The organism is Levilactobacillus angrenensis (genome assembly GCF_003946085.1).
GTDB lineage: Bacteria > Bacillota > Bacilli > Lactobacillales > Lactobacillaceae > Levilactobacillus > Levilactobacillus angrenensis.
This window is the reverse complement of the sequence record NZ_RHOB01000021.1, coordinates 20508-42584: the sequence shown is the minus strand read 5'-3', so window position 1 is coordinate 42584 and position 22077 is coordinate 20508. Positions and strand designations below refer to the sequence as shown.

The following is a 22077-nucleotide window of genomic DNA, read 5'->3' as shown; positions in this document are numbered from 1 at the left end:
TTTCAATGACAACACGGTTCTGGAATGATAAAATAGTGGTGCTCATCAAGGTCCTTCTTTCTAATGGATTGTGTGGTAACACCATTAAAGACCTTGATGGGTTTTTCTGTCCACTTAAATGTTCAATTTAAATTTTACAATCTGCCATTCGTAAAACTTCATGTGATCCCGTGGTGACAAGCGTCAGCGTTAAAAAATCTCGGTTGAGTTGGTAAATGACAATCCAACCGTCATAATGGCCGCCATGATTTTGTAAGCGAGCGGGGTGAAACTCTCTAAAACCTTTCCATTGTCCTTGCAACGCATGGTCGTGTATTCGTTTTTTTACAGCATCATCATCGGTGATGATTGCTTGAATACAAGTTGCAATTAGACTCACTGGATAATGCTGCTTGCCAAGCTTCTTAATTTCACGCTTGAAGGCCTACGTTTGCCTAATTTTTAGTTTCGTCAATGTTATTTAACCAATCTTCCAGGTCGTGAACCGTTCCAATATCCTCGGTGTGTCCCGACTTAGCGTCTTTTTTAGCTGCTAATGCTTCGGGTGAATCTAGAAAACTGATTAATTGAACTTCATTGTTAGCGGCTTTAACCAGTGATAAACGAATATATTCTGAGAGGGTCAAACCTTGCTTTTCTAAGTTTTTTTGGCACGGTCGCTGATGTCAGCTGTGACACGAGCAGAAACTGTTTTGTCGCGAGTCATTGTTGCCATAATAGGATTCCTTCCTTCCTTTGTTTACGTTCGTATGACATTTTAAACTTACGAAGTTATTGGCCGTTTGTTAAAAGAATTGCTTAGAGTTGATATGACATAAAAAGCCCGAGACTGCTCCCGGACTTTTTTGTGCACTGACTTAATGTTCGCCAGCTAACCGCTTTTTGCCCCACTCTCTTTTCTAAAACACTAGTTGATTCCCCGAACCAAGTGTTTATTCGCTGTTACGTAGCCGCCCGCCACGTGGTACCGGAGGGTGTCGCGCTTATTGAAGTTGTTGGCGTTGGAATAAGCCCAGCCGGTGACCTTGAGCGTCGTCTTCTTGGCGATGTGACGATTCTTCCGGGTCAGGTTAGCCGTGGTGTAACGGTTGATGGCGCGCTTAGTTTGAATCCGCTTAGGCATTTGGACCTTGCCAGCTTGGACTAATTGCTTGTTGGCCGTGATGTATTGGCCGTTGCGCAAGACGAAGCGAGTCGTCAAATTGTGGTGGACGATGCGCTTAACCTTCAGGACTTGGCCTTGGCGGTAGTGCGCCCGTTTCTTGGTTAGATTCTGCTTGGCATAGCCGTTGACCCCGGCCGGATTGATGACCGTGATTTTGGCGTGCTTCTTAGCGTAATAAATCGGCGTGGTGTAGGCACTCTTGGTCGTGACGTAACCGGTCTTGCCGGCCGTCTTGCTGTGGTGGTTGACGTCCTTGACGTGGTAGCGTTTGACCCCGTTCTTGGACTTGGCATAGCCGGTGACCACAAACATTGGTCGGTTGGTCCGTGACTTCTTGGCGTACCAACGCTTCAATTGCTTCTTGCTAAAGGTTGCCGTGCGGTAAAGGCCAATCTTCTTGGTGGCGTAGATGACGGTACCCTTAGGTGCGATGGGATTGACGGTGGCGGCGGCACTCCCCATTTGCACGACTTGCTTAGTGTAAACGTAGGTCACCGTCTGTGCGTCGCTGGTAAATTTCCCCGTGGCATTGGTCGGGGCCTTTGTCAGGGTGTAGCTCGGAATATCCAGGGCATCACTCTGATAGCTGGCGCCCAATTCACCGGTCAACAGTTGATCGGGTGCCAGCGTTTGTCCCTGCTCATCAACATAGTGGACCGTTACCGGTTGGCTCTTAGCGGGTGTTGGGGTCGGCGTTGGCGTCGGGGTCGGCGTGACCTCAGGTGGTAAGCCCGTGCTGATGAAGGAGAATAGGGTCAACGCGCTACCGCTTAGCCGGTAAGACCCATCTGAGAGCTTGGTGAGGTAATTGCTCGTGGGGGCCAGCATGAGTTTCTTTTGTTCATTGGCACTTTCCACCGGATTGAGTTTATGAACCTCTGTGGAAGATAACTTAGCTAAGCTGGGGACTTGGGCGAGAATTTGATCGTATGCTTGCTGGAAGACTGGCCAGATGTGGGCCTCAAAGTTCTCTGCAGAATAGACTGCCGGGTTGTAGTTGTTGATAGCGGCTTCAGGAAGATTCAACCGCTTTAGTTCTGGAATAATGTTTTCCGCATAGTCTTGCGTCATTGCTGCTTGATCTATCGTTCCGGTTTGGTTGGTGATCATCACCATTTTGGTCATCCAAAGGTTGATGATCGTTCTAGGAGTTATCTGATCAGCGTATTCGGTATCAGATACGTCAATATTCTCTGCGTCAAGAGAGTTAGCCACGAAAGACTTCTGTAAATCATAACTGGACACGGTTTCGGCCATGGTCAACATGCTGTCGCGGATGTCATTAATATTTAACGTGTTATCGATGGGATGACTAGCCAGCAGCTTTTGCATGTAGTCGTCATCTTTGAGTTGGTCAACCGTTAAGCTTGTTGGCCAGCCGGTTAACATTGGCAAGTGTGTTATACCGTTAGTCGTACTGAAATAAGCGTATGGTGTTTCAACTGCACTGATTTTAATAGCGCTTTCACTTTTGGCCTGTTTAGTTGTTGTGACAGTATTCGTCGTCGCATCGGCTTGGGCCAGCACTGGTGCTGCGAGTCCGACTAATAAAATGGCACTCAAACTTGCCGTCACAATTTTGCTAATTACCCTAGTCATTTAGCACACCCCTTTTACTTTTTCCTCTATCATTGAGTGTAGTATAGCATAATTATACTTGTAAAATCTACAGTAAATGGGATGATAACGGTATTTATGGTTTTTCATTGATTGGTTGATAATTGAAACTAGCGTATTGCACAGATAAATAAAAGTGACTAAAGGAATAGATGGTTTTAAGCCGAAATGATTTTACCCGAAAGTTTGCTGAAGCAATTAACTACTCGGAAGCGTGAATTGACGGGGATGAAGGCCGACGATAATTGTCGGCGACTTCGTTTAGGGGTGAGGCGATGACCGGGCGAATCCACGCAAAAACAGCGACCGTCGCCTGAAAATTCAGGTTACAGTCGCTGTTCGTTTTAAAAAATCTTTTTTTAAACGTCGACGTGATGTTTTAACCGTGGAAAGACGTGATAATCGGCCCAGCCCATGACGATGCCTTGCGTGACCAACGCCCAGATTGTCCCGAAGCCGATGGCATGCAGCTCACCGGTGAAGAGATAAGACAGGATGATGATCAACAGTGGCGGAGCGTAACTGGCCCACTGGGCAATGATGGCGGAGCCGCGAAGGTATTTGAACCGCAGGATGTACGCCAGGTCATCGTTGGGGTGCATGATAATATTGCAACGATTATAAATGGATACGGCGAACGCGACGCCAAACAAGCCAATGATGTCGACAATCACGCGGCCGGCCAGCGGCAGTTGCCCCACACCAATCCAGTTCCAGAAGTAGCCGATCCATTCGACCAGATAACTGAAGGGGATGATGTACAGCAAATTTGAGATGAATCGCCGCCGGTCAAATTGTCCCAGCAACAGCTGATTCAACAGCGTGATGACGATACCGTAGATAAACAGCGTCGTTCCTAGGGGCACGTGAATCCAGTTGGCCAGGTTCACGGACGATCCGGTCCACACGGCACTCCCGAGGTTGGTGGAGATGGTCAAGGCGTTGGCCGCTGAGTTCAGGACGATGGAGAAGCCTAAAAAACGCATTCGTTGTCCAAAGTCCTTCATTTTCGCCACGACCACACACCTCCTAGTTTTCTGTCACAAACTCTAGTGTAATGGAAGTGTCGGCCAATGAAAAGAGGCTTTACCAACTTTTTACATGCGGTTCGCCGCCCGGTCGACAAAGTTCTGGAAAATCTGGCGTGATTCCGCGTGGTGTTTGTACATGTTTTCGGGATGCCACTGCACACCTAAAATCTGGTCGGTGGTTTGAGATTCTAGAGCCTCGATGACTTGATCGTCGGCCGTGGCCGTGACCTTCAGACTGGGCGCCACGTCCTTGATGGCTTGGTGGTGGCGGGAGTTGACGTAGGGCCGCTTGCCGGTCAGTGTGGCCAGCGTGCTGTCGGGCACGACCGTGACGTGGTGGCTGGGTTGATTGCCCATGGCCGCCTGGCTGTGTTTGAGCTGAGCCAGTGGGTCTTCACTCAAATCCTGATACAGCGTGCCGCCCAGACCAACGTTGATCAGCTGAAGACCGCGGCAAATGCCCAAGATGGCCTTATTGGCGGCGACGGCCTGTTTGAGCAGTTCGATTTCAAATAAATCACGCTTGCGGTAGGTCTTGCCTAAGCGGAGATGGGGTTCCTCACCGAAAAATGTGGGGTCCACGTCGGCGCCACCGAGAAAGGCCACCCCGTCAAATAGCGGCAGGTAATCCGCCACGTCTTCCGGGTCGATACTCGGCAAAATAATCGGCAGACCGCCAGTCTTGACGATGGCTTCTACGGCTGGGCGTGGGGCAAAGGCCGCGTTTCTTTCGTTAATGATATTCGTTGCCTCGTCGAGGGTGTCGGCGGGCAAAGCAATGCGAGGACGCATGGCGTCGCTTCCTTCCATAGAAAAAGTATTTGTTGACCAGTATACCCATTTCTAAGAAAATTTGTTACCAGAACTATCAGAACTTGTAACGAAATAGTTAACAAATTTTCTAAATAACTTTACAATAAGGAAGTAGACTAAATTTAAGCGAGGTAAACATGATGACAGAACGGCAGTTGATTCAAGAAATTTTGAATTCCGAAGCGATTGAGTATCGTTTTGAAAACGTCGATGAGGATTCAAAGGAATACACGCTTTTATTGAAACGGCAAGACAAGGACGTTCGGGCCGTCGAGACAATCAACGATGAAATCAAGAAGTACTTCCAAAGCGCCAACTTCGATTACAAAGAGGAGCTGCATCCAGAAGGCATGGATGAAGATATCCGCTTGGTCATCAAGCGCAACAATGGTCAAGAATAAAAATAAGCGTTAAGGGCTAGTCACGTATCGCGCGCGGCTAGCTTTTTTGACGGGTAGGGTGGTGGTAACGCCTGCGGTTGACCGGGGTTCCGCTCGTCAAGTGTGTCGATCACGGTACGGATGATCAGTAATTTTAGCTGAATTCACCAGCACCACCCGTGTCGCCTAAAACAACTTAACCACAAATAAGGAGGACGCCATGACAATTGAAGAACTGTACCATCGCATGGCCGCCGAAATGGGGCCGCAACCCTGGTTGAAGCCAGGGACACCGTGGGCGGAGACACCCGTGGAAATCATGTTGGGCGCCATTTTGGTGCAGAACACCAACTGGCGCAACGTCGAGCCCTCACTGCTCAATTTGAAACGAACCACGGGCTTTGACCCGGCCAAATTGCGGGAGCTGACGCCGGCAACTATCACGCTACTGATTCGCTCCAGCGGTTTCTACAATCGCAAGGGTCCCGCCATCTTGGCGTTGGCCACTTGGTTGGGGCAGGCCAATGATGATTTGGCTGCGCTCAAGCAACGCTCCGGCAGTAGTCTGCGGGCGGACCTCATGGCCATTACCGGTATCGGCAACGAAACGGCCGATTACATCTTGATGTACACGCTGGACCACGGCACATTTATGGTCGACACTTATGCTCGGCGCCTGTTCGCCTGGCTCGGCGCGACCATGCCCAAGTCGTACCCGGCATTTCAGGAACAAGTTCTCCGTCAATTTCCCTTAGGTCTGGCCGATTGTCAGGAATTCCACGCCCTGATCGACGAGTTCGGCAAGCAAGTCAAGGATGGCCCGGACTTTGCGCAGTCATTTTTGGCGGGGGAGAAGTTGGTGGTTTAGTGGTGATTGGCTGTGGCGTAAGCGTTGCTAACGTCGACTAGCTCCAGCATGATTGGGCTAGGGGGTCAGACGCACCAGTTTCCAGGACGAACGGTGGATTTCTTAAGAAAGTTTCAAACGCGGTCGGACCTGGGACAAACTCTAGCATTTTTCACAAGGGTCGTGCTATGATTAATGCAATTGATTTGGAACCGCTTACTGTAACGCTAATTTTGGAGGGAGTTTTACATATGGCATTGAAGCAGCCGGAAAACTATCTGTTAGCAATTGACCAAGGGACCAGTAGCACGCGGGCGCTGATTTTTGATCATAGCGGGCGCAAGGTGATTGAGGGATACAAGGAAGTGCCACAATACTATTCGCATCCTGGTTGGGTCGAGTCGGACGCCAACGAGATCTGGAACAGCGTGTTGTCGGTGATTGCCAGCGCCCTGATCGATGCGTCGATTCACCCGGAAAATATCCAAGCCATCGGTATCAGTAGCCAACGGGAAACCACCATCGTGTGGGACCGGGTGACCGGCGAGCCGATTTATCACGCCATCGGTTGGCAAAGTAAGCAAACGGCCAGCTTAGCCAAAGACCTAGTCGCTGCCGGTCGGGCTGAAACTATCAAAGAAAAAACCGGACTGGTGGTCGACGCTTATTTCAGTGCCACCAAGGTCCGCTGGATTTTGGACCACGTGCCCGGCGCGCAGGAAAAAGCTGAAAAAGGCGACCTGTTATTCGGGACGGTCGACAGCTGGCTGGCTTGGAAATTGTCGGGTGGTAAGATTCACGTGACCGACTACAGTAATGCCAGCCGGACCATGTTGTTTAACATCCACACGCTCCAGTGGGACACGGATATTTTAAACTGGCTGAACATCCCCGCTGCCATGTTGCCGGAGGTCAAATCCAGTTCTGAAGTCTACGGTGTCACCCAGAATTTCCAATTCTACGGGGTGGAAGTCCCAATCGCCGGCATTGTCGGGGACCAATCGGCCGCGCTGTTGGGCCAACTGGCACTGGAACCGGGGACTGTGAAAAACACTTACGGCGACGGGGCCTTCGTCATGATGAATACCGGTCACGAGCCGCAATTATCCAAGCACAACCTGTTGACGACGATTGCCTATCAGCTGGACGGCCAAGTGACCTATGCGCTTGAAGGGTCCATCCTGGTGGCCGGCACCGCGCTGGCTTGGCTACACGAGAGCATGCAGATCATCAGTAGTGTGCCCGAATCACGCCAGGCGGCCATGGCCTCGACCGACGAGGATGAAGTCTACGTCGTCCCAGCCTTTAACGGTTTGGGCGCACCGTACTGGGATCCTGATGCCAAGGGGGCCGTCTTTGGCCTGACCCGGGGCACGAACCGCAACGATTTTGTGAAAGCCACTTTGCAGTCGATTGCCTATCAAACGCGCGACGTCTTGCTGACCATGAAGCAGGATACTGGCATCGGCGTCCCCGAATTAATGGCCGACGGTGGGGCATCGCGGAACCGCTATCTGATGCAGTTCCAAGCGGATATCTTAAATATCCCTGTACAGCGGGCGGCCGATGAAGAAACCACCGCCATGGGGGCCGCCATCGCAGCGGGTCTGGCCGTGGGCTTCTGGCAAAGCCTGGATGAAATCAAGGAGATTCGCAGTGCCGGTCGCGTCTTCACGCCGGACATGACCGCGGACCGCCGCCATCACCTGTACGCTGGTTGGCAACAGGCCGTCGCTGCCACGCGGGCGTTTAAACCTAATCAAGACTAATAATTAATTAAATTAGACGTAAAAAGGTCCCAACCACCGGTGATTGATGGTTAGGACCTTTGTGTGGTTAAGTGAATTGAAGAATGACTTTTTTTATTGACAGCGGCCGCAATTTCACTTAGTACTTTAACAGAGACGTTCATTTGGCCTTCTTCAATACGGGCGATTGTAGATTGTGGTTTACCAACCAATTTTCCAAATTCACGTTGTGTTAGTTGTTTCTCTTCGCGAAGTTTACGAACAGCAACGGCAACTTCAAGATTAATGGCAGTTTGGTTAGCTTGCGCTGCAAATTCAGCACTTTTTGCGCTTTGTTGAGCGATATACTCATCAATTTTGCTGGTCATGGTGGCCACTCCTTTTCGTTGTATAAAGTGTACGGCGATGGCGTCCTCGTTGAATTTCTCTTTGAGGGGGCCTTTTGGGTTTTCTTGGTAAATCCATGTGTAATGACATACTGATTATCTTTAAGATGAAAATAAATGACTCGCTGAATGTTGTTAGCCTGGCGCGAACGAATTTCAAAAAGATTATGTTCTAGCTTTCGTACCCATTTTTGTTTTCTTGAGACAATCATACCAAATTCTTGAATCTGGGATAAAGTTTCTGCTAAGTGCGCAGCATCCTTTCGGGGCAGAGACGACAGAAATGATTGAAACTCTTCCCAATCGTAGTAACTAAATTCTAACGCATTATTCCCTCCGTTGATAGCGAGTTCGCTATCAGCATGCCTATTTTTTGTGCTACATAAGACAACTACGTAAAAAATAGGAATTAATTTTTTGAATAGAGAATTTGGAGAGAAAATGTATTTACATAGTCTAATTAATCGATTGGAAAAGGCGTGTACTTTTGGCTATTGCGATAATTGTAGCAACAAAAAAACCGCCATTAATTTGAACAGCGGTCTGGACGATTACGTAAAATTTTAATGTTCTGCACTATTTATATTTCGCTTCCAACCGGCTCATCCAATACCCTAAAGCAACGCCAGCGACCAGGGCTAGGGCGCTCCAGATCAGTGTCGCCCAGGTGGCTCCGGCGTACGAGATGCTTTCGGCTGCGTGGCTGTTGGGCACCAGAATCAAGATGGTGCTGGCAGTCACGATACCCAAGATGAAGTGATACACCCGCGAGTGGAAGCGGTGGATGAGGTAGTCCATCCCCTTGGAAAACAGTGCCATGGCCAATACGCCACCGATGGCGATGGGCAAATAGACACCCAGCAGGTCGAAATTTTTAAAGCCGGTCAGCATCGGCGTGAACAGGCCCAAAATTAGCAAGAGATTTGACGGACTCAGGCCCGGGACCAGCACACCCAGCGCAATCAAGGCCCCGGCGACCACGAAGCCGCCAAAGTTAGCGGGCAACGTGCCAAACAGGTCACTCATGAAGTATAGCAGGCCACCACTAATGACTAGCGTGCCCCAAAACCACAAATGATCGATGGCGTCACGCGGGCTCTGGGTCGTGGCCGTTTGATTGAGGGCAGGCAACGTGCCCACGATGGCACCGGCAAAGCCCCACAACACAATGACTTGCCAGTGTGCCAGCAAATATTCCAGTGGCGCGGACAACAGGGCGATGCCCACGATGCCCCCCAAGCCGACCGGCACAAAGTACCAGAAGTCCCGTTTGAAATTTTGGCGAAAATGGGCCATAAAGCCCAGCAGGCGTTCGTAAATACCTAAGATAGCGGCGAGAACCCCGCCAGAAACACCGGGTAAGATAAAGCCCAGGGCAATGATGATGCCTTTAAAGAAGCGTTTCACCGGGCTGTCAGGACGCGTCGTTTGCATAGATTTCTCCTTCGTCATGCGGTTAGCGTTTTCTCTAAGATACCAGACTTGGGGGACCCGGGCAATCCGGCTGGGGCAAAGTACAGGATTATTTAAGAATTAATCAGGGGACGGCGAAACTTCTAAAAAAATTGACGCCGTCGCTTGACTTCGAGTCGCTCTAACCGCCTATACTAGCCACATTCACAAACGAATAGGAGCGATTTAAAGATGACTGTTAAAGATAAAGTTGTTGTTATCACGGGGGCCTCTTCAGGGATTGGGGCCGCTACCGCCAAGCTATTAGCTAGCAATGGCGCCAAGGTGGTCTTGGGTGCCCGGCGCGCAGATCGGCTGGAGACGCTGGTTCATGACATCACTGGTGCGGGTGGCCAAGCTGCTTACCAAGTCACGGACGTGCGGGATGCTGCCGAGGTCCAGGGCTTAGTTGATTTGGCCAAGTCTAAATTCGGTGGGATCGATGTCATCTTCAATAACGCCGGCATCATGCCGACTTCCCCCATCAGTGCGTTGCACACGCAGGAATGGAATGACATGATCGACATCAACCTACGTGGGGTCTTGAATGGCGTGGCAGCGGTCATGCCTGATTTCACGACGCAAAAGCACGGTCAAATCATCACGACGTCTTCCGTTGCCGGCATCAAGAGCTTCCCCGGTGCCGGGGTGTATGGTGCCACCAAGTTCGCCGTTCGGAACCTGATGGAAGTCATTCGGACGGAAAGCGCCCAGGAAGGGACCAACATCCGCACGGCCACGCTGTATCCGGCGGCCATTAACACGGAATTGTTGCACACCATCACCGATGAAGCCGCCAAGCAAGGCATGGATCAGTTGTACGATGCGGTCGGCATCACCCCAGACGCCATCGCCCGAGTCGTCAACTTTGCCATCGACCAACCGGCTGAAGTCAACGTTAATGAATTTACGATTTACCCCACGAAACAAGCCTAACCAGGATTAAGGGACAATTCTGTTCAAAGGCGACACAACGCGGGGCGCGATTACCTGAATGTATCTTTGACTCCTGAATAATATCTTCAAAACCTAAATGACGAGTTCTAAATCGAAAAATATCGATTTAGAACTCGTCATTTTTTGCCAAATCCACGTTGATGAATATTTCAGGTAATTGATAACTCCTTAAATTTGCCCCCTCATTTTAAGCCCAGTTACTGGTTAGGATGAGGAATTTTGTGTGACCTTTCTTTAGTGATTGGCGGCGCCTTTTTCTTCAATTCACAGGCATTTGCTGACACCAGCACCTCAGGACCTACAGCAGTGAGTGAGGTGGCAGTATGAATCAAACATGAGTGGAGTTACGCAAATAACTGGTCAAAAATTTCTAAGTAAGGCCGGCGACAGCTCCGCCGATTTTATCGTCTTCTTTGGCTTTAAGGAATGTCCCTACTGTCGGGAATTTTCGCCGACAATGAAAGAATACCTGGCAGAAGGACATCACCAGGTCTACTATGTGGACCTCGATCAATTCGATTTTGACACCGATGCCGGCATGAGCCTATTTAACTCGGTAGTTAGCACCAGTGGCATTCAGTACACACCTACAATTGAGCACTTCAAGGATGGAAAAATTCAGCAAAAGCTTGTTGGCGCCGACACAACTTTGAGTCAATTAAACAGTCTATAAAATTAATATTATTGATAAAATTATAAACAGAACGCTAAAGACACCTATACTGAGTGTCCTTTTTAAACAGCTATTTCTGCTATTAGAGACAAAACAGCCAAGGTCATTTTTGGTTTCAAATACTTCGAATTTTGAATAACATCAAATGATTTTCTTGATAGTTTTAAAGTGATTCGGCAAGGTATGATAAAATTTGGCCTTAGAGGAGAAATTTTAACTATGGAAAAAACAAAGGGGAGTTCCTAATCGCAAAAAAAGCCGACCGGCAACAACTGCCAGTCGACTCGCAACTTATTCTTTTGGTTGTGACCAATAGTGGGCACGCGCTAACAGGTCGCGGGACCGCTCATCGGCGGGGACGAACCCCTTATTGAACAGGTGCTTGAAGTACATCAGGTTGTACAACGACCCCCACAGTAAGCCCTGGAGCAACGGCCACACGGAAACCGTGAATTGTGCTGTCTGGGCGGCGGGGACCATCATCATCAGTAACATGGAAGCACCGAGGTCGATACCGAGGATACACAGTAAGTTATACCAGTCGGCCCGGAAGATGGCGGGGAACGGTGGGAAGAAGAACATCGTCCACGAGAACCCCACCTTAGCGATCCGCATATTTCCCGTCTCGGGGTTCACGACGGTCGCGTAGTTAGGCGGTAACGGCAGTCCTTGAGGGCCGTCACCATTTTGATTATTTTGATCGTCGTCGTTAAAGCCCTTAAAAGGATCTTGCATGTCATTTGCCAACTTTCTAAAAAATTCGTTCGTCAATCGTTATCTAAAAGTCTAACACGAAAAGCAGTTGCTGCCTATTAATCTATTGACGGCGGCTTAGTTTAACCACTGCTTCACAGCGCGCAGTCTGCGGCATCATGTCCACGGACTGGATGTAATCGACTTGATAATCGTGAGTCAACTCGACCAAGTCCTTGGCCAGGGTCGACGGGTTGCAGGAAATGTAGACGAACTTTTCGGGACGGACGGCCAAGATGGTTTCAATCAAGGTCGCGTCCAAACCGGTGCGTGGCGGGTCGACCACAATGGCGTCCGGCCGGAAACCAGCCATGATCCATTTTGGCAACAGGTCTTCGGCGGTGCCCACTTCGTAATGGGCGTTGGTGATGCCGTTAGCGGCGGCATTGGCGTTAGCGTCGGCCACGGCTTCGGGGATGACGTCCATCCCGCGGACTTCTTCGGCCACGTCGGCCAAGGACAAGCCAATCGTCCCGATACCAGAGTAGGCGTCGACCACCGTTTCGCCCGGTTGTAGGTCCAAGGCCTTCTTGGCTTCGGCGTACAACACGGTCATTTGTGCTGGGTTCAATTGTAAAAAGGCCCGGGCAGAGAGCTTGAACGCCAAACCGTCGAGCTTTTCCGTGATGGCTTCAGCGCCGGCCAAATGCTTGGTCTCGTCGCCCCAGACCAGTGAGGTTTCTCCGGGGTTGACGTTTTGCATGACGGAGGTCACTTGGGGCAGTTCGCTGGCGATGCGTTCAAGTAGTTCTCGCTTGTGCGGCAGTTTTTGCGAGTTGGTGATGAAGACCAGCTGCACGTCGTCGGTGTTGGCAGCCGCGCGGACGACCAGCGTCTTGACGATACCAGACTTGGCTTCTTCGTCGTAGATGGGCATGTCCAAGTCCTGGAGCATGGCGACCACGGCGCGCATGACCGTCATGGTAACGGGCATTTGCACGGAACAGGTGGCCAGGTCGACTAAATCATGGCTGCGTTCGGCGTACAGGCCGGCTTCGACTTGACCGTCGGCGTTGCGGCGGACCTGAAATTGGGCCTTGTTGCGGTAGCCGTAGGGGTCGTCCATCCCCAGCGTCGGCCGCAGATCATAGTGCCGGAAGCCTTGCGGTTGGTAGCGTTCCAGTGATTGGGCCACGATGTCGCGTTTGAACTTGAGTTGTTCGGGGTAGTCTAAATGTTCCAGCTCGAAGCCCCCGACGGCATCGGCATAGCTGTCCCGCGGTTCGACGCGGTGCGGACTGGCCTTGCGGATGCGGTGGACCTTGGCCCGCAGGTAGCGGGTGGCCACACTGGTGACCTCAACGACAGCCTCTTCATCGGTCAGCGCGCCGGGCACGAAGACGGCCATCCGCTTGTAGTAGCCGATGCCTTCGCCGTTGATACCCATGCGTTTGATGGTCAGTGGAAACCGTTGGCCGACTTCTACGGTCACGCCGGGAGTTTCCCGTTCTTGCCGGCGACGGTCGTTGTAGCCACGACTGGTGCCGTGGTCGTTACGATTGCGGTCCCGGTAACTGTGCCGGTCATTGCGGTCATTGTGGGCGTAGCGGTCGCGACCGCTACGGTGATTGTGTGATTCAAAATTAGCCATTTTTTCTCCTGTGATGCGCGTGCCGGTCGCTACCAGACACCCGCGTCGTTCTTTAGAAATTCAGTCATTAAGCCTGTAAAGACTTACGGTCTTGAATATTATACCAAACTTTCGGGTTCGCCGGGGCGTGGGACCTTGGCCAGTCAAAATCAGAAGCCGTTTTCATAGGCGATTAGCCGCGATTTCGGTACAATGGAAACAGAAGTTTTTGGTGGCGGACGGTAAGGTGACCAGGCTTTATCAAGCTTATAAAAAAGTGTCGCGGTTGCACGAGAGGCTAAACCATCTGCTGCCGAAGATTTGCCACTATCAGCGCCGCGGTAGGCGGCCACCAAAGACCAAAGAAGAAAGGGGCGACGGCATGAGTTTGATTGAACTCAAGAACGTGGGCTATCAGGTCGATGACACGGCGATTCTCACCGACATCAACCTAACGATCGACAAGGAGGAATGGGTGACGCTGACCGGACCATCCGGCGGGGGTAAATCCACGCTGGTCCGCATCATCGCGTCACTGCTCAGTAAGACCAGTGGAAGCCTGACGTTTGCCGGGCAACCCATCGAAAGCTATGACCCGGTGGCTTACCGGCGCCGCGTGTCGTACAGTTTCCAACAGCCAACGCTTTTCGGCGACACAGTCCGGGACAATTTACAATTTCCTTACCAGATTCGGCAGTTGCCATTTGACCAAGACCGCGCTGTGGAGGGCCTCAAGGTCGTGGGGTTGGCGGCTAGTGATTTGGACAAGGCAGTAACGGACCTGTCCGGGGGTCAGCGGCAACGGGTGGCACTCTTGCGCAACGTGATGGTCTATCCGGAAGTCTTGATTTTAGATGAGGTCACGGCCGGCCTCGATGCCGAAAACAAGGCGTTCGTCTGGTCGCTCATCAAACGCTTCAACCAGCAGGACCACCTGACGATTATCGCCATCACCCATGACCAATCAGAAATCGACGCGGCGAGCCGGCTCATCACGGTCAAAGACGGCCGCATCGTAGGAGGTAACGCATGAATTTAGCTGTGAATAATCAATCCTTACTGTTGGCGCTGGCGCTAGTCGTGATTGCGTTAGCGATTGGTTGGAAGGAAAAATTGGGCATTGACCGCGACATGATTATCGGCGTCGTCCGCGCTGTCGTGCAGTTGTTTGTGGTCGGGTATCTGTTGAAATACGTCTTTCGGGTCGACCACGTGTGGCTGACAACGATTTTGATTTTAATTATTATTTTTAACGCCGGGTACAACGCTAAACAGCGGAGTAACGGTATTCCACGCGCCTTGCCAATCTCCATTGGGGCCATTCTCATCAGCACCGGCGTGACCCTGGGCGTGTTGATGCTGGCGGGCGCGATTAAATTTATCCCGTCACAAATGATTCCGATTTCCGGGATGATTGCCTCCAACTCGATGGTCGCCATCGGCCTGTGTTACCGTAACCTCAACGCTCAGTTCAAGCAGGAACGCCAAGCGGTTTTGGAAAAATTGGCGTTGGGTGCGGACTTAAAGGACGCGTCGAAAGACATCGTGCGCGATAGCATCAAAACGGGCATGCAGCCGACGATTGACTCGGCGAAAACGGTGGGGATCGTTAGTCTGCCGGGAATGATGTCCGGATTGATCTTTGCCGGCGTCGACCCGGTGCGGGCCATCAAGTACCAGATCATGGTGACGTTCATGCTGATGTCGGCCACCAGCATTGGTTCGGTGCTGGCCTGTTACTGGGCTTACCGCGGCTTTTACAACGACCGCAAACAGCTGGTGATTTAAAGATTGGAAGTAACATCAACGCGATAGTTCCCGGAACGATAGTGTTCTGTCCACTAAAACTAGTGAAACCAGGGCCTGCGTCAGCCAGGGTTCCGCCTGCTATGGGGAACACCTCCAGCCTGAGGAGCGGTCTTCCGGTTCGCTTGAAAGCCTGGCAAAACCCGCCAGTCTCTCAAGTCGTCCCACGCTGTAGGCTGAGACAAAACTTGCCAGATTAATTGCAATCGCTTACGTTTATTCGCTATGCTAGGGGTAAAGCTGTTTTGACTCGATAGGAAAACCGAATTGGAGGGACAAGTATGACACACAGAAAAGTAGCTTTGGTCACCGGCGCCTCATCTGGGATTGGCAACGCGATTGCGCGGAGCCTGCACCGCAACGGCGTTATCGTTTACGCCGGTGCTCGGCGCGTCAGTCGGATGAATGATTTGGACGACTTAGGCATCACGACGTTGGCACTGGACGTGACCGACCCGATTAGCGTGGAAAACGTGGTGGACCGCATCGTCAGTGAGACGGGCCGGGTCGACATTTTGGTCAATAACGCTGGCTATGGTCTGATGGGTGCCTTGGAAGACGTGCCGATGGACCAGGCCCGCGACCAATTTGACGTGAACCTCTTCGGCGCTGCGCGGTTGATTCAGTCCGTGCTGCCCATGATGCGCCAACAACACAGCGGCCGGATCATCAATATCACGTCCGTGGATGGCAAGGTTGCGCAGCCAATGGCCAGTTGGTACGTCGCGTCGAAATTTGCGCTGGAAGGTCTTTCAGATGCCTTGCGCTTCGAATTGGAGCCGCTGGGCATTCAAACGGTGGTCATCGAACCCGGTTCCATTCAATCCGAGTGGGCCGATATTGCGGCCGACCATTTGCAAGAAATTTCCGGGCAAGGGCCGTATCGGCCAACGGTTAAACGAGCGGCCGCGGTGTTGACGGTAGCCAAGCAATTTGCCAGCAAGCCGCGCGTGATTGCCCGGTTGGTGGACCGTGCGGCACTGTCACGTCGGCCCAAGACCCGTTATCACGCGGGGGCCGGCAGCCAGGTCTTAGTGGCGCGGCGGTTGCTATCTGACAAGATGATTGACCATCTGTGGCGTGTCGTTGGTGAGGCGGCTGAACGTTTTACCCGCTAATATGAGAAGCGTTGCGTCACTAGCTAAACCTGTTATACTTAAGATAACCAGAACACTAGGGGTGTCCACGACTGGGCTGAGATACGGGCGACCGTGATCCCTTGGAACCTGTCAAGTTCAGACTTGCGAAGGGAACGTGTCGTGGCACCAGCAACGGGCCACCGGTTCACTGAACGTGAGGCGGGGCCCGCTTTTTGTTTGAGAAAATAAGGGCGCTGGCGAAAAATTAAAGCGCTCACATCAACGTTCGTTAATTGGCTAGCCAATGGGTCACGTGGTTGGCGTCATTGCGGGGCATACTGGGTATGCTAGGAGTGGTTGTTCATGGAATCAATAAGGGAGGATTTCACCAATGAAAGTGACTTTGCTAGATGAATTACGGGCCCAGAACCCGATTGTCTTTAACGTTTCTAATTTTGTCACCGTCCAAGACGTTGCCAATGGGATCAACGCGATTGGCGCGTCACCCATCATGTCCGAGGAGGTCGCCGAGGCGGATGAAATGGTCGGCTTGGCTGGCGCGGTGTGCTTGAACTTGGGCGCCGTTACGGCGAAGCAGATCACCCAGATTCGGGCCGTGGGTCAGTCGGCGAACCGACAACACCGCCCACTAGTCATCGATCCGGTGGCGGTTGGCGCGGTCCACTACCGTATGCAAATGGCGACGGGGTTGTTGGCCGATTTCCATCCCGACGTGATTCGCGGTAACGCGGGGGAAATCGCGGCGCTGGCGGGCGTTGACTGGCAAGCCAAGGGCATCGACGCTGGCGAGGGGACCGGCGATTTAGCCGCCATCGCCAAGGCGTGCGCGCAGAAATTAAAGTGCGTGGTCATTCTCTCCGGGCCGACCGACGTCATCACGGATGGCGAGCGGGTGGTCAAGGTCTTGAACGGGACGAAATTGTTCCAGATCCACGTGGGTTCGGGCGATATGCTCTCAAGTATCGTGGCGGCGTTCTGTGCGGTCACGGATGACTACTTTGAAGCGGCCCAGACGGCTTGTCTGGTCTTTGCCGCCATCGGCCAGTTGGTCGCAGACGCCACACCAGACTTGGGCGCGGGCACGTTTATCGTCAAGCTCCTCGACAAACTGCAGTCCGCCACCGTCGCTGAAATCGAAGGCATTGCCGCTTTCGAATGAGTTGCGTTAACCACGGATGTAGCTGGCCCGCCTACCGCGGTAAATGGCAGCGACCAGTTGCCTGCGGCTGCCAGGAGTTCCGCCTGCTATGGGGGGGCACTTCCAGCCTGGGAAGCGGGCTTCCAGTTCGCTTGAAAGCCTCGCCCAAACCGCGAGTCTCTCAAGTCGCCCCACGCTGTAGGCTGAGAAAGGACCTCAGCCAACACCGTCGACACAGCTGGCTCCACTCCTGGCCTCCCCCAGCGTTCCAGCCTAGATTTCGTGCCGCGGTAGGCGGCCAGTAACCACAGTGGCCGCAGGCGAACAGCTCTTCACAATTTAATTTAAAATCAAAAAAGAAAAATGCAACAGAACCAGAAGGGATGAGTAACAATGGCAAATGAATTTCCACAAACCTTAACGATCGCTGGGACCGACAGTGGTGGCGGGGCCGGCGTGATGGCCGACCTGAAGACGATGCAAGAGCGCAACGTCTTTGCCACGGCCGTTATCGTCGCGGTGACCGCGCAAAATACACTCGGGGTGCAGGACTTTATGGCGCTACCCCAAAAGCTGATTGACGAACAATTTAAGTCCTTGGCAGATGACTTGAAGATTCGCGCCTGCAAGACGGGGATGCTGGCCGATGCGGCTCATGTGCATGGCGTCGTGGAAAATTTGAAGAAATATGACTTTGGCCCATTGACGGTCGACCCGGTCATGATTGCCAAGGGCGGCGCGGCTTTGCTGGCCGACGACGCGGTGGCTACGGTGCGTGAGGAGCTGGTGCCGCTGGCGGACGTGTTAACGCCGAATTTACCGGAAGCCGAACGTTTGACTGAGCAAAAAATCACCACGGCGGCTGACATGGAAAAGGCCGCTGTGGCTCTCCAGAAGTTGGGCGCCAAGAATATCATTATCAAGGGTGGCCACGAAGCCACGCCAGACAAGGCCAGCGACTTTGTTCTGTTAGCGGACGGTCGGTCATTTTGGCTGACAGCACCGCGCTATGATACCGTCCGGACCCATGGCACGGGCGACACGCTGTCATCTTGCATCACCGCTGAACTGGCGAAGGGCAAGGATTTTGAATCAGCCATTCGCTTGGGCAAGGATTACGTGACGGCCGCTATCGCCAACCCGATTGAAGTCGGTCACGGCCACGGACCATTGAATCATTGGGCTTACAATCAAGGAGGCGCTGAATAATGTCAGTGACGTTTGAACCAGGCCTGTTACGGGCCTATTTTGTGGCGGGGAGCCAAGACGTTCCCGGTCAAGATTTGCGTAAGGTGTTGGCGACCATGCTGGATGCCGGTATCACGGCGTTTCAGTTCAGGGATAAGGGGGCCAGCACGTTAAATGACGAGCAGCGATTGGCGCTGGGTAGCGATTTGCGCGTGCAATGTCACGAGGCCAACGTGCCCTTCATCGTGGACGACGACGTGGATTTGGCCATTTTGCTCAATGCGGACGGTATCCACGTGGGCCAGAGCGACCAGAAGATTCAGCAGGTCATTCAAAAGGTAGATGGTCGGCGGATGTTCGTAGGGCTGTCGTGCAACACGGCGGACCAAGTTGCCGCGGCCAACCAAATTGACGGTATCGATTATCTTGGTAGCGGGCCCATCTATCCGACCGTTTCCAAGGCTGACGCCGATCCGGCCATGGGCGTCGACGGGCTGGCTGCGCTGGTCAACCAGGCTAACGTGCCAGTCGTGGCTATCGGTGGTGTCACGGTCGACTCGTTGCCAGCCATTGCGGCGACCGGGGCCGCTGGCGTTGCGGTGATTACGCTATTAACGCAGAGCACCGATCCGGTGGCGGATACCCAAGCCATGCGGCGCGCTTTTGCAAAATAACTAAAGATTGAAAGATGAAAATCAGCTAGACATACTGTCACTACGCGGCTCGTGACGTAAAAAATAGTCGTTTACAGCTTCGTAGTTTGAGCTGGCCGCCTACCGTCCGCCAACTATGGGTTGGAACGCGGTGGGCGGACCGGACCGAGCCTGAAAAGCGGTCTCGGCCTCGCTTTGAGCCGAAGCCCACGTCTCAAAGACGCCAGTTTGCTAAGCGGTGAGAACCGTACCGCTAAGTAAACTCCCACGGCTGAACCCATATTTGGCGGACTCTCGGCTTCAAGTGTGTGTGCTAGTAATGGTTGACTTAGCCCCAGTTAGCGGTTGATTTAGCAACTAGTCTTTAACTAACGCCGTCTTGCTGATAATCGCCAACCTCGCCGGAGGCAGCCAGGGTGGAGCCAGCTGTGTCGACGGTGTTGGCTGAGGTTCTTTCTCAGCCTACAGCGTGGGACGACTTGAAAGCCTGGTGAACTTTGCCAGGCTTTCAAGCGAACCGGAAGACCGCTCCTCAGGCTGGAGGTGTTCCCCAGAGCAGGCGGAACCCTGGCTGACGCAGGCCTCTGGTTTCGCTAGTTTTAGTGGACAAAACGCTGTCGCTCCGGGAGTCAAGACATTAATTCAGCTTTCAACCTTCAGAAAATAAAAATAAACACGCTTCTCACTCGTGATTCAGCGAATGGGAGGCGTATTTTTTGTGGATACCTGTAAACTTTCTGAAGCGGTAAGCGCATACAATTAGCCACTCCGAGAAACCTGTAACAGTCAGTTTTGACACCTGAAATAACAAAAAACAGGTCCGGTTTCACCGTGTTTAAGTGCGGCAAACTAGAACCTGCTTAAAAGTTGAGGAAGCTAGTTGACTAGGGCTAACTTCACAAATACATTCTAACACGACTACCAAATAAAAGCTACCAAAATAAGGTGATTCCACAATCCGTTAGTTAGCCAACTATCTAAACAGGTCAACTAAACTAGTGGCTAAGTTAGTTTAGTGGGTGCGGATTTTTTGTCGTAAATTGGTCGATGTTCACGACCGCTAATCAGGAGATAAATAAAAAACTCGATTGCCAGTCGGCTTAAAAAACGACGAATTAATTTGCCTGTTCCCCTTGCAAATCAGAACAAGTGTTCGTATAATGAGAACAACGAGAGGGGGAACGCGTCATGGACTACACACACGAGCCGCACGGGCTGTTCTTTATGATTGATAACAAGTCCTTTTATGCCAGCGTCGAGAGCGTTGAGCGGGGACTGAATCCACTGGAATCCATCATTGTCGTGATGTCAGAGGCCGACAACACGGGTTCGGGCCTGGTGCTGGCTACGTCGCCGATGGCTAAGAAACTCTTTGGTATCAGCAACGTGTCGCGTCAATACGAAGTGCCGCACGACCCCCGTATCATCGTCGTTCCGCCACGGATGAACCTATACATTCAAAAGAACCTAGCCATCAATAAGATTTTCCGGGAGTACGTGGCGGACGCGGACTTGTTTCCGTATTCCATCGACGAATCCATTTTGGATATGACCAAGTCGTGGCGGTTATTTGGCCGCACGCCAGAGGAGGTCGCCCGTAAGATTCAGTTACGAATTCGCCACGAATTAGGGTTGTACACGACCGTGGGCATCGGGGAAAATCCGGTGCAAGCCAAGTTAGCTTTGGACCTGCAGGCTAAACACGATCACGAGCTAATTGGTCGCTTGACCTATGAGAGCTTTCCCCGCCACATTTGGCCTATCACCGAGTTGACCAAGGTGTGGAGCATTGGCCGTCGCACTGCCGCGCACCTCCAGCGTCTGGGCATTCACAGCATGGGCGAGTTGGCCCACGTGAACCCATACGAACTCCAGCAAACGATGGGGCTGATTGGCGCACAACTTTTTGCCTTGGCCTGGGGCATCGACCGCAGTCATTTCACGCAGGTTCGCCCGCCCAAGGAGAAGAGCTGGAGTAACTCGCAGGTCCTGCCGCGCGACTACCGCGTGCAAAGTGAAATCGAGCTGGTCTTGCGAGAAATCGGCCTCCAGACGACGGCGCGCATGCGGCATCATCAGCAACAGACCAGTTGTATCAGCCTGTACGTCGGCTTTGCTTGGGATGGCCAAGCCGACGATGGCCGCAGTGGCTTACACCACAGCCGCCGCATCGACCCGACCGACAACGCCCAGACGATTATCCGGGAATTGGTGACGTTGTTTCGGGAAAATTGGGACGGCCAGCCGGTCCGCAACTTAGGGGTGGGCCTCTCGCGATTGAGTCCCAGCGGGCGTTTACAACTAGATTTGTTTCAGGACCCGCAACGCCAGATCAAAGACGATAAATTTGACCGGGTCATCGACGATTTGCGGGACCGTTTTGGTAAGACCGCGGTGATTCCTGCTAGCAGTCTGCTCAAGGGCGGCACCATGTTGCGCCGGGCGGCCTTAGTGGGCGGCCACAATGGGGGGAATAGTTTTGATTGATGAGACCAAGGAAGCAGACCTGATTTTAAGTCGGTTGGTTCCGCTCTTCACGGCCCAGTGGCACTGCCGCTATCGCTTGGACGTGGTCAATAACCAGTACGGTCACGTGTTCAATTTCTTCTTGGACATCCAGCGGCAGAACCACCGCGAGCGGTCGATTCCCCTGCATTCCGTGCGGACCACCGATCTCGCCGTCCTGGAACGGGTCATCAACCAGGTGCGTCAAGGCACGGCCCTTACGTTGAATTTCGTTGACTTCGGTCACGTTCGCTGGCCCGTGAGCCAGCGCTGGATTCGTTAGGAAGTGAAGCGT

General features: G+C 52.4%; 22 protein-coding genes and 1 riboswitch. Of the genes, 13 read left to right on the top strand and 9 right to left on the bottom strand.

The genetic code is table 11. From position 1 onward, the window contains the following. Positions 1-127: 127 nt before the first annotated feature. The 4 genes from EKM83_RS11020 to EKM83_RS11000 form a co-directional block, all read right to left on the bottom strand. On the bottom strand, positions 128-379 hold the full coding sequence (locus EKM83_RS11020) for a type II toxin-antitoxin system YafQ family toxin (protein WP_263853786.1): 252 nt from the start codon (positions 377-379) through the stop codon (positions 128-130). Between the two features lie 528 nt (positions 380-907). After that, positions 908-2764, bottom strand: a complete 1857-nt coding sequence (locus EKM83_RS11010; protein WP_125577398.1) for a DUF5776 domain-containing protein — start codon at positions 2762-2764, stop codon at positions 908-910. A gap of 377 nt (positions 2765-3141) precedes the next feature. Continuing rightward, positions 3142-3798: a YczE/YyaS/YitT family protein gene (locus tag EKM83_RS11005; protein ID WP_125577396.1), complete on the bottom strand. Its 657-nt coding sequence runs from the start codon at positions 3796-3798 to the stop codon at positions 3142-3144. 81 nt (positions 3799-3879) lie between these two features. Further along, positions 3880-4605 carry a gamma-glutamyl-gamma-aminobutyrate hydrolase family protein gene (locus EKM83_RS11000; protein ID WP_125577394.1) on the bottom strand — a complete coding sequence of 242 codons (726 nt, stop codon included), beginning with the start codon at positions 4603-4605 and terminating at the stop codon, positions 3880-3882. Between the two features lie 161 nt (positions 4606-4766). On the opposite strand from EKM83_RS11000, the gene EKM83_RS10995 reads away from it, so the two are divergent. From EKM83_RS10995 to glpK, 3 genes are all read left to right on the top strand, one after another. Continuing rightward, positions 4767-5027 carry a hypothetical protein gene (locus tag EKM83_RS10995; RefSeq protein ID WP_125577392.1) on the top strand — a complete coding sequence of 87 codons (261 nt, stop codon included), beginning with the start codon at positions 4767-4769 and terminating at the stop codon, positions 5025-5027. A gap of 199 nt (positions 5028-5226) precedes the next feature. Continuing rightward, positions 5227-5874, top strand: a complete 648-nt coding sequence (locus tag EKM83_RS10990) for an endonuclease III domain-containing protein (protein WP_125577390.1) — start codon at positions 5227-5229, stop codon at positions 5872-5874. A 230-nt stretch (positions 5875-6104) separates the two neighbouring features. Then, complete coding sequence (gene glpK / locus EKM83_RS10985) at positions 6105-7622, top strand: glycerol kinase GlpK (RefSeq protein WP_125577388.1); 1518 nt, start codon at positions 6105-6107, stop codon at positions 7620-7622. 50 nt (positions 7623-7672) lie between these two features. Here the strand turns inward: glpK and EKM83_RS10980 are convergent, their stop codons facing one another. The 3 genes from EKM83_RS10980 to EKM83_RS10970 form a co-directional block, all read right to left on the bottom strand. Next, on the bottom strand, positions 7673-7969 hold the full coding sequence (locus tag EKM83_RS10980; RefSeq protein WP_125577385.1) for a helix-turn-helix domain-containing protein: 297 nt from the start codon (positions 7967-7969) through the stop codon (positions 7673-7675). Beyond that, entirely contained in the window at positions 7966-8214 is a 249-nt protein-coding gene (locus tag EKM83_RS10975) for a type II toxin-antitoxin system RelE/ParE family toxin (RefSeq protein ID WP_263853787.1), read from the bottom strand. Before EKM83_RS10975 ends, EKM83_RS10980 begins: the two co-directional genes overlap by 4 nt. A 349-nt stretch (positions 8215-8563) precedes the next feature. After that, the gene (locus tag EKM83_RS10970) at positions 8564-9421 is read right to left on the bottom strand and encodes a DUF368 domain-containing protein (RefSeq protein ID WP_125577384.1); all 858 of its coding nucleotides are present in this window, start codon (positions 9419-9421) and stop codon (positions 8564-8566) included. A gap of 210 nt (positions 9422-9631) precedes the next feature. On the opposite strand from EKM83_RS10970, the gene EKM83_RS10965 reads away from it, so the two are divergent. Both EKM83_RS10965 and EKM83_RS10960 read left to right on the top strand, forming a co-directional pair. Further along, on the top strand, positions 9632-10375 hold the full coding sequence (locus tag EKM83_RS10965; protein WP_125577382.1) for an SDR family oxidoreductase: 744 nt from the start codon (positions 9632-9634) through the stop codon (positions 10373-10375). A gap of 355 nt (positions 10376-10730) precedes the next feature. Then, positions 10731-11069, top strand: coding sequence for a thioredoxin domain-containing protein (locus tag EKM83_RS10960; RefSeq protein ID WP_125577380.1), 339 nt, complete (start codon positions 10731-10733; stop codon positions 11067-11069). A 291-nt stretch (positions 11070-11360) separates the two neighbouring features. On the opposite strand, the gene EKM83_RS10955 is transcribed toward EKM83_RS10960, so the two are convergent. Continuing rightward, positions 11361-11804: a hypothetical protein gene (locus EKM83_RS10955; protein ID WP_125577379.1), complete on the bottom strand. Its 444-nt coding sequence runs from the start codon at positions 11802-11804 to the stop codon at positions 11361-11363. A gap of 82 nt (positions 11805-11886) precedes the next feature. After that, entirely contained in the window at positions 11887-13413 is a 1527-nt protein-coding gene (gene rlmD, locus EKM83_RS10950) for a 23S rRNA (uracil(1939)-C(5))-methyltransferase RlmD (protein ID WP_125577378.1), read from the bottom strand. A gap of 361 nt (positions 13414-13774) precedes the next feature. Here rlmD and EKM83_RS10945 point away from each other — a divergent pair, with 361 nt between their 5' ends. The 8 genes from EKM83_RS10945 to EKM83_RS10910 all read left to right on the top strand — a co-directional run bounded on the left by EKM83_RS10945 (position 13775) and on the right by EKM83_RS10910 (position 22065). Beyond that, positions 13775-14425 (top strand): ABC transporter ATP-binding protein, encoded by a 651-nt coding sequence (locus EKM83_RS10945; RefSeq protein WP_125577376.1) that lies wholly within the window; start codon positions 13775-13777, stop codon positions 14423-14425. Beyond that, positions 14422-15180, top strand: a complete 759-nt coding sequence (locus EKM83_RS10940; protein WP_125577373.1) for an ABC transporter permease — start codon at positions 14422-14424, stop codon at positions 15178-15180. Before EKM83_RS10945 ends, EKM83_RS10940 begins: the two co-directional genes overlap by 4 nt. A 299-nt stretch (positions 15181-15479) precedes the next feature. Then, a complete protein-coding gene (locus tag EKM83_RS10935) occupies positions 15480-16316 on the top strand; it encodes an oxidoreductase (RefSeq protein WP_125577372.1) in 837 nt (278 codons plus the stop codon). 47 nt (positions 16317-16363) lie between these two features. After that, positions 16364-16468, top strand: a riboswitch (TPP riboswitch). A 200-nt stretch (positions 16469-16668) separates the two neighbouring features. Further along, on the top strand, positions 16669-17457 hold the full coding sequence (gene thiM / locus EKM83_RS10930) for a hydroxyethylthiazole kinase (RefSeq protein ID WP_125577370.1): 789 nt from the start codon (positions 16669-16671) through the stop codon (positions 17455-17457). A gap of 372 nt (positions 17458-17829) precedes the next feature. Next, positions 17830-18645 (top strand): bifunctional hydroxymethylpyrimidine kinase/phosphomethylpyrimidine kinase, encoded by an 816-nt coding sequence (thiD, locus tag EKM83_RS10925; protein WP_125577368.1) that lies wholly within the window; start codon positions 17830-17832, stop codon positions 18643-18645. After that, positions 18645-19298, top strand: coding sequence for a thiamine phosphate synthase (thiE, locus tag EKM83_RS10920; protein ID WP_125577366.1), 654 nt, complete (start codon positions 18645-18647; stop codon positions 19296-19298). The genes thiD and thiE overlap by 1 nt, the downstream gene beginning before the upstream one ends. A 1167-nt stretch (positions 19299-20465) precedes the next feature. Then, on the top strand, positions 20466-21764 hold the full coding sequence (locus EKM83_RS10915; RefSeq protein WP_125577364.1) for a Y-family DNA polymerase: 1299 nt from the start codon (positions 20466-20468) through the stop codon (positions 21762-21764). Further along, on the top strand, positions 21757-22065 hold the full coding sequence (locus EKM83_RS10910; protein WP_125577402.1) for a hypothetical protein: 309 nt from the start codon (positions 21757-21759) through the stop codon (positions 22063-22065). The genes EKM83_RS10915 and EKM83_RS10910 overlap by 8 nt, the downstream gene beginning before the upstream one ends. The last annotated feature ends 12 nt before the right edge of the window (positions 22066-22077 follow it).